The sequence below is a fragment of the Phycicoccus sp. genome (genome assembly GCF_035325325.1).
Classification (GTDB): domain Bacteria; phylum Actinomycetota; class Actinomycetes; order Actinomycetales; family Dermatophilaceae; genus Phycicoccus.
In genome coordinates this window covers 23,619-31,202 of the sequence record NZ_DAOLAC010000041.1, presented here as the reverse complement: position 1 = coordinate 31,202, position 7,584 = coordinate 23,619, and the positions used below count along the sequence as shown (strand labels likewise).

Below are 7,584 nucleotides of genomic sequence, written 5' to 3'. Positions count from 1 at the left end.
CACACCCCTGCGGTTCCCCTCCATGAACCCAACCTAGACGCGACCACCGACACCCTCCTCCGCCGGCTGTCATGCCATCGCGCGGCATCCCTCATTCCCCAGGTGGGGCGTTCGCCCCCTTTCCTGCCGTCAGACAGCGACAGGAGGGTGCGCCAAGGCGTAGAGCCACAACTCCACGCCATAGATTGCCAAGCCTGCGACGAGGACGCTGACCATCCAGTAGGGCCAACGCGACGGCCACTCGCCGTTGCGCTGAGCACGCACCCCCATGAGTGCAAGGCAGGCGGCGACGGGCATCAGTGCCGCGACCAAGAATGGGTCGAGCCCGGCGACAAGGAAGAAGATCCCGATCACGACCACCGTGAACGCAGAGATGAACGCGATCCGCGGCTGCCGTTCACGCGTCATGGTCGTCATGCTCCCTTGGGCGGACGGTATCCGCTGGACGTTGCATCAGATATGGCTCGTCCGTGACCAGTGGGCGACGTACGGTTCGGTGCCATGAGAGCGGCTACCGAGATCCACGGGAACACGTCACTGCCGCACGGGTTTGGCCACCCGCACGCCTCTGAGGAAGCTCGGGCGATCGCTGAGGCAGGCATGATCCTGCGGGTCCAGGTTGGGTCCGGCGTCCATGGCACATCGATCAGCGGGCAGGACGACCGCGACGAGATGGGAATCTGCCTCGAACCCGCTCGCTTCGTGACGGGACTGGCTCGCGTCCCACGGGGCATCGACGCCGGCAACGCCGAGGTCGAGTTCGAGCAGTACCAGCGGCACACGGTCTGGGACAGGCCGGGGGGCCTGGCGAACCGCTCCGGTGCGGGGGACCTCGACGTGGTCATCTACTCGGCACGCAAGTGGTGCCGGCTGGCACTCGCCGGCAACCCCACGGTTCTGCTCGCGCTGTTCGTCCCGGACGAGGACGTTGTCCACCGCAACCGATTCGGCGCCGAACTGGTCGACAACGCTCACCGCTTCGTCTCCAAGCTCGCAGCAGCACGGTTCCTGGGCTACTTGCAGTCGCAGCGCGACGCGATGACAGGCGCCGTCGGAGCCCACACCAACCGCCCCGAGCTCGTCGCCGTCCACGGCTACGACACGAAGTTCGCCATGCACGCGCTGCGGCTCGGCGTCCAGGGCGTCGAGCTCCTCACCACAGGTCGAATCACCCTCCCAGTGCCTGAGCCCGAGCGCACCTACCTGCGAAAGGTCCGGCGAGGTGAGGTCGAGCGGGACGAAGTGGTTGCCAAGGTCAACGAAGCCGAGGCACGCCTCACCGCGCTTCGAGACTCCTCAGACCTACCCGAGGAGCCCGACCGGGCATGGGTCGACGGATGGCTGCACCGCTCACACATGTCCTACTGGTCCGACTGACGCGACCTCCCAGCCACCGCTCGTGCCGCGGATCGGGTGCTGATCCGGACCATCGGCCGTCGCCCCTCCCCCACGGAGGTCCGCGGCTACGCTGCCCGGATGACACCGGACGAGGTGGGCGAGTACGCGGAGTCGCTGGCGCAGGTCAAGCGCAAGGGCACCGAGACCCAACCCGCGTGGTACGTCCACGACCGCCTCGTCGTGAGGATGGCGGACCCGACGACAGCGGTGGTCCGGGTGCCGCTGAGCGAGCGGGACGCGCTCGTCGAGACCGACCCGGACGGTTTCGGCGTCCCGCCCCGCATGGAGGCGCACCACAAGGTCGAGGCCTACCTGGACCGGGCCCGCCCCGAGATCGTGCAGATGGCCATCCGGCTCGCCTGGGAGATGCAGCGCCGCTGAGCCACCGACCCGTCAGCGGCGCTTGGCGATCTCCTCCGCGACCTGCACCGCGTTGAGCGCCGCGCCCTTGCGCAGGTTGTCGCCGACGACGAACAGGGCCAGCCCCTTCCCCTCGGGTGCCGCCTGGTCGGCGCGCACCCGCCCGACGAACACCTCGTCGCGGCCCGCGGCCTGCAGCGGGTTGGGAACGTCGGTGACGACGACACCGCTCGCCCGGCCGAGCACCTCGAGCGCCTCGTCCGGCGTGATGTCGCGCTCGAACTCGGCGTGGATGGCGAGGCTGTGCCCGGTGAACACCGGCACGCGAACGCACGTGCCGGACACCCGCAGGTCGGGGATGTGCAGGATCTTGCGCGACTCGTTGCGCAGCTTCTGCTCCTCGTCGGTCTCGAGCGAGCCGTCGTCGACGACCGACCCGGCCAGCGGGATGACGTTGAACGCCACCGGGACCGCGTAGACCGCCGGGTCCGGCAGCGCCACCGCCGACCCGTCGAGGGCGAGAGCCGTCGGATCGCCGGCCGCGTAGCCGCCGCGCAGCTGCCCGTCGAGCTCGGTGAGGCCCTTGCCGCCCGAGCCCGAGACGGCCTGGTAGCTCGAGACGTGCAGCCGGACCAGTCCGGCGAGGTCGTGCAGCGGCTTGAGCACCGGCATCGCGGCCATCGTCGTGCAGTTGGGGTTCGCGACGATGCCCTTGGGGATGTCGTCGAGGTCGTCGGGGTTGACCTCGGAGACGACGAGCGGCACGTCGGGGTCGCGCCGCCACGCGCTCGAGTTGTCGACGACGACCGCGCCGGCCGCCGCGACCCGCGGCGCCCACTCCTTCGACGTGGCACCGCCGGCGGAGAACAGGGCGAGGTCGAGACCGGAGAAGTCGGCCGTCGCGGTGTCCTCGACCGTCACGTCACCGTCGCCCCACGGCAGCGTCGTCCCGGCGGAGCGCGCCGACGCGAAGTAGCGGATCTCCTCGACCGGGAAGTTCCGCTCGTGGAGGAGGATGCGCATGACGTTGCCGACCTGACCGGTGGCGCCGAAGACTCCGACTCGCATGCGCTCCAGTCTAGGGAGCGCCGGGCGGAGCGTCCCCGACGCCCGGCATCCGGGCGGCCGCCGACGCGGCGGATGCTTGCCAACCGACGGCCCCGGTGGTGCAGTGTGCTCGAGGCGCCGGGCCACGCGGGTCCGGCCTCACGTCGGACGGGGACCATGAGCGGACGTCGGCACAGCGGGGCGGTCACCCGGGCCGCCCTCTCCGCCGCCGTCGTCCTCAGCGCGCTCTGCGGGCCGGTGTACCTGCGCGAGGCGCTCTCGTCGGTCGTCCGCGACACCGTGGGCCAGGCGCCCGTCTCCCGGACCGGCCTCACCCTCTCCTCGACCTCGTCCTCACCCGACACCCTCGCCGGGCTCGTGCCCGCGGACCTGCGCCGCTGGTACGCCGACCCGGTCGAGCAGTCCCGGGTGGGCGTCGCCGTCCAGCCCCGCTCGGTGAGCGTGACCTCGGGACACGTCCTCTGGCGCGACGGCGCCTGCGCGCACGTCGAGATCCGGGTCGGCCACTGCCCCACTGCCGCCGGCGAGGTCCTCGCCGAGGCCTCCCTCGCCGAGCGGCTGGGCTGGGCCCCCGGCACGGCCTTCCGGGTCAGCGAGTTCGCCGGGAGCACCGCCTTCCCCGAGGACCTGCCGGTCATCCCGCTGCGGGTCGTCGGCCTCTACACCCAACGTCCGGACCCGCGGTACTGGTTCGACGAGCGGCTCGAGACGGCCGCCGACGTCGGACCGCTCGTGTCGTCGATGGGAACCCTCCTCACCGACCGCGCCACGATGACGACGACCGGCCCGACGCCGGCCGGCCCCGACGCCACCTGGGCGCGCACCGACGACCGGGTCGACCTCGCCTACCGCCCGGATGCCGTCGGCCTCGACGAGGTGCTCGCCGCCGGTCCCCGCGTGCAGGCGTTCGTCGAGGACCCCGCCGCGTCCGCGGCGGGCGGGGTGGTCGTCGGCAACGGCCGCTGGCTCACCGTGACCTCGCGGCTGCCCGCCCTCGCCGACACCGTCGTCACCGGTCGAGCCCAGGCTCTCGTCACCGTCCCGCTCCTCGCCGGCGCCCTCACCGCCCTCGTCGCCTACGTCTTCTGGCTCGCCGTGCGCGCCGCGGCCCAGGACCGCCGACCCGAGGCCGCGGTGACCCGGCTGCGGGGCCAGGGGCCGGCCGGGGTGCGACGGCTCCTCGTCGGCGAGCTGCTCCCCGCAGTGCTCGTCGGGCTCCCGCTCGGCGTGCTCGCGACGGCCGGGCTCGCGGTGGCCGTCGCCCGCTGGTGGTTCGAGCCGACGCCGGAGGTCACCGTCGACCGGCTCACCGTCCTCGTCGGGATCGGCGCCGTCCTCGTCCCCCCGCTGCTCACCTGGGCGGCGGCTCGCCGGGTCGCCGGGGAACGGATCGTGGCGCTCCTGCGCGCGGTGCCCGCCCGCGTCGGGCGGCGCTCGGTCAACGCGCTCGAGGCCGTGGTCGGCACGCTGGCGGTGGCGGGCTTCGTCGGTGTCGTGCAGGGCAGCGTCGTCGGGTCTGCCGCCCTGGCGGCGCCGATGCTGCTCGCCCTCGCCGCCGGGCTCGCCGCGGCCCGGCTGACGACGGCGGTCACGGCACGCCTCGGCCCCGGCCGGCTCGAGGCGGGACGGCTGCTCAGCGGGCTCGCGCTCACCCGGACCGCGCGCCGCGGGCTGGCCCGCTGGGTCGTGCCCGTCGTCGCCACCGCGACGGCCCTCCTCGTCGTCGCGACCTCGGCGATGGCCGGCGCCGACCGCGCCTACCGCCTCCAGTCGCTCGTCGACCTCGGCGCCCCGGTCGTCCTCGACGTCGCCACGGTCCGTCCACCCCAGCTCGTCGCCGCGGTCGCGGCCGCCGACCCCACCGGCCGCTCGACGCCGCTCGTCCGGGCCGACCCCGGCGACCCCTCCGCCGTGACGACGCTGGCCGTCGACAGCACCCGGGTGCGACGCGTCGCCCGGCTGCCGGCCGGCATCCCGGCGTCCGCGTGGGAGCGGCTGCTCCCCGGACCCGTCCCCCCGCGCGTCGTCACCGGCACGCGGCTCACCCTCACCGCCGAGTCCGACGGGTTCGTCGCCGAGCAGGCCACGCAGGAGGTGTCGCTCACCCTCGACTACCTGGGCGCCGACGGCACCCCCGGCAGCACCCTGCTCGGCGCCGTGACCGGGCGGCCGCGGCGGGTCCCGGTCGCGGTGGACCTCCCGTGCTCGGACGGCTGCCGGCTCGTCGGCCTCACCCTCGACGCGCAGTCCTCGCCCGGGCCGCAGGGGCAGGTGAGCATCCTCGACCCGGCCCTCGACGGACGTCCCGCCGACCTCGGCCCGCCCGCCGAGTGGCTGCCGCTGCGCGACCCGACGACCCAGGCGAGCGCGTCGGAACTCTCACCCACCGGCGGCCGCCGCGGGGTGCTGCTGGACGTCGACTTCGCCGGAGGCTCGCGGGTCGAGGTGCACCAGGCATCCATCCCGTACGCGGTGCCGGCGCTGCTCACCCGGAGGTCCGTTCTCCCGACGGGCGTCCGGAGCGGGGTGCTGAGCGGCGGCAGCCGACCCATGGCACCGGTCGCGACGGCGGAGTACCTCCCCGGCGGCGGGCCCAAGGCCGTGCTCGTCGACCTCACGACGGTCTCCGGCTTCGGCTGGGCCCCCCAGGCGGGGATCACGAGCCACGTCCTCGTCGCCGACGACGACCCCGACCTCGTGGCGTCGGTCCGCCGGGGTCTCACGGGGCACGGCGTCACGGTGCTCGGCGAGCACCGGGCCGCCGACGCGGCGGCCGCGTACGCCCGCAGCGCGCCCGGGTGGTCGCTGCGGCTCGGCGCCGTCCTCGCGGTCCTGGCCCTCGTCGTCGCGGGTGCCGCGGTGGCCGCCGTCGTCGGCAGCGCGGCCCCCGCCGCGCGCCGGGAGTACGCCGCCGCTCGGCTCCTGGGGGCGGGCCGCCGGGCGGTCGGCCGGGTGGCCCTCGGCGAGCTGCTGCCCCCCGTCGTCGTCGGCGTCCTCGTCGGGGCGGTGTCCGGCTTCCTGGCCGCCGCCGTGACCCTGGACCGGCTGCCGCTCTACGTCGTGGCCCCGCCGGTCGACGTCACGCGTCCCCCGACGAGCCTCGCGCTGGGCGTCGCCACCACCCTCGTCGCCCTCGTCGCCCTCGTCGCGCTCTGCGCGGTCCTCGCGCGCTGGGTCACCCGGGCCACCGGCCCCGACCGGCTCGTGGAGGCCGAGTGAGCCCCCGTCGCGGGCTGCCGGTCCGCACCCGCCGCCTCGTCCACGTCTACCGCTCGGAGAGCCAGGACGTCGCGGCCCTCTCGGGGGTCGACCTCGACGTCGAGGCCGGCGAGCTCGTCGGCCTCCTCGGCCCCTCCGGCGCCGGCAAGTCGACCCTGCTCGGGCTCGTGGCCGGCCTCTTCCCCCCGAGCGCCGGGCGGGTGCTCGTCGGCGACCACGACGTGGGGACGCTCACCGGCTCCGCGCTCGACCGGTACCACGCGAGCGTCACCTCGCTCCTCCTCCAGGGCGCGGGACGCAACCTGCTCCGCGCGCGCACCCCGCTCGAGAACGTCGCCTATGCGCAGCGGGCGGCGCGGCGGCTCGGCCACCCCGTCGAGCACCCGGCCGAGCTGCTGGACGGTCTCGGGCTCGCCCGCTGGTCCCGCACGCCGACCGAGCGGCTCGGGCCGGCGCAGCGGCAGCTGACCGCCCTCGCCGCCGCCGTGGCCCCGGCCCCGAGCGTGCTGCTCGCCGACGAGGCGACCCACCGGCTCGACGCCGACGACCGCGACCTCGTCCTGCGCACCCTCGCCGACGTCAGCGCCCGGCACGGGACCACCACCATCGTGGTCACGCACGACCCGCAGGTGGCGGCGGCCCTCCCCCGGACCGTGACCATCCGGGACGGCCGGATCGGGGGCGAGGGCCGGCTCGGCGAGGAGTACTCCGTCGTCACCGCGGACCACCACCTGCCGGTCCCCCCGCGCCTGCACGACCGGCTGACGCCCGGCACCCTCGTGCACTTCGTCGAGGAGGACGGCACGGTGCGCCTCGTCCCGCGCCCCACCGACGAGGAGGACGGATGACCGCCGGCCGTCCCGACCTCGAGTGCGACGGGCTCGTGCTCGACGCCGGTCCGGGGGCCCGTGAGGCCGCGGCCCTCCACGCCACGTACCGCGCCGGGACGTTCACCGCGCTCCCGGCCACCCCCCGCACCACCCGGCTGCTGTGGACCCTGGCGGGCGTCCTGCCGCCGGCGGCCGGGCGCGTCCGGCTCGGCGACCACGAGGTGCGTGGCGCCGAGGCCGCGGTCGCCGCGGGCGTCGTCCTGGTCCCCGAGGACTACGCGCTCCTCCCGACGCTCACCGCCCGCGAGAACCTCCTGCTGCCCTCGGTGCTGCGCGGCGGACCGGACGCCGGCCCACGCGCCGACGACGCCCTGGGCGCCGTCGGGCTGACGGACGTCGCGGACCACCTCGTCGAGGAGCTCTCCGGCGGGCAGCAGCAGCGCGTCGCGATCGCCCGCGGGCTGGTCACCGACCCGACGGTGCTCCTCGCGCACGAACCGACGAGCGCGCTCGACGCCGCGAACCGCCGCCTGGTCCTCGGGCTGCTCACCGACCACGCCGCGGCGGGCGGCATCGTCGTCGTGACGAGCAACGACCCGGACGCCCTCGGCCTCTCGGCGGACGCTGCTCGGTGAGCCGGATGGCGTGGCCGGGGCACCCCCACCCCTGGAACGGTGCACCCGACCACGCCTGCTCTCCGCCCCGGAGG

General features: G+C 75.1%; 7 protein-coding genes. 5 read left to right on the top strand and 2 right to left on the bottom strand.

The annotated features are described in order from the left end of the window. Nucleotides 1-129 precede the first annotated feature (129 nt). Nucleotides 130-417, bottom strand: a complete 288-nt coding sequence (locus PKA89_RS17970; RefSeq protein WP_324421853.1) for a hypothetical protein — start codon at nt 415-417, stop codon at nt 130-132. Nucleotides 418-600: 183 nt separating this feature from the next. On the opposite strand from PKA89_RS17970, the gene PKA89_RS17965 reads away from it, so the two are divergent. Further along, the gene (locus PKA89_RS17965) at nt 601-1,377 is read left to right on the top strand and encodes a nucleotidyltransferase domain-containing protein (protein WP_324421851.1); all 777 of its coding nucleotides are present in this window, start codon (nt 601-603) and stop codon (nt 1,375-1,377) included. Between the two features lie 99 nt (nt 1,378-1,476). Further along, on the top strand, nt 1,477-1,779 hold the full coding sequence (locus tag PKA89_RS17960) for a hypothetical protein (RefSeq protein ID WP_324421849.1): 303 nt from the start codon (nt 1,477-1,479) through the stop codon (nt 1,777-1,779). 12 nt (nt 1,780-1,791) lie between these two features. Here the strand turns inward: PKA89_RS17960 and PKA89_RS17955 are convergent, their stop codons facing one another. Continuing rightward, a complete protein-coding gene (locus PKA89_RS17955) occupies nt 1,792-2,826 on the bottom strand; it encodes an aspartate-semialdehyde dehydrogenase (protein WP_324421847.1) in 1,035 nt (344 codons plus the stop codon). A 156-nt stretch (nt 2,827-2,982) separates the two neighbouring features. Here PKA89_RS17955 and PKA89_RS17950 point away from each other — a divergent pair, with 156 nt between their 5' ends. From PKA89_RS17950 to PKA89_RS17940, 3 genes are read left to right on the top strand one after another with little or no spacing between them, the layout of a single operon-like run. Further along, on the top strand, nt 2,983-6,045 hold the full coding sequence (locus tag PKA89_RS17950; protein ID WP_324421845.1) for an FtsX-like permease family protein: 3,063 nt from the start codon (nt 2,983-2,985) through the stop codon (nt 6,043-6,045). Then, nucleotides 6,042-6,893, top strand: a complete 852-nt coding sequence (locus PKA89_RS17945; protein ID WP_324421843.1) for an ATP-binding cassette domain-containing protein — start codon at nt 6,042-6,044, stop codon at nt 6,891-6,893. Before PKA89_RS17950 ends, PKA89_RS17945 begins: the two co-directional genes overlap by 4 nt. Beyond that, entirely contained in the window at nt 6,890-7,510 is a 621-nt protein-coding gene (locus PKA89_RS17940; protein ID WP_324421841.1) for an ATP-binding cassette domain-containing protein, read from the top strand. The genes PKA89_RS17945 and PKA89_RS17940 overlap by 4 nt, the downstream gene beginning before the upstream one ends. Nucleotides 7,511-7,584 lie beyond the last annotated feature (74 nt).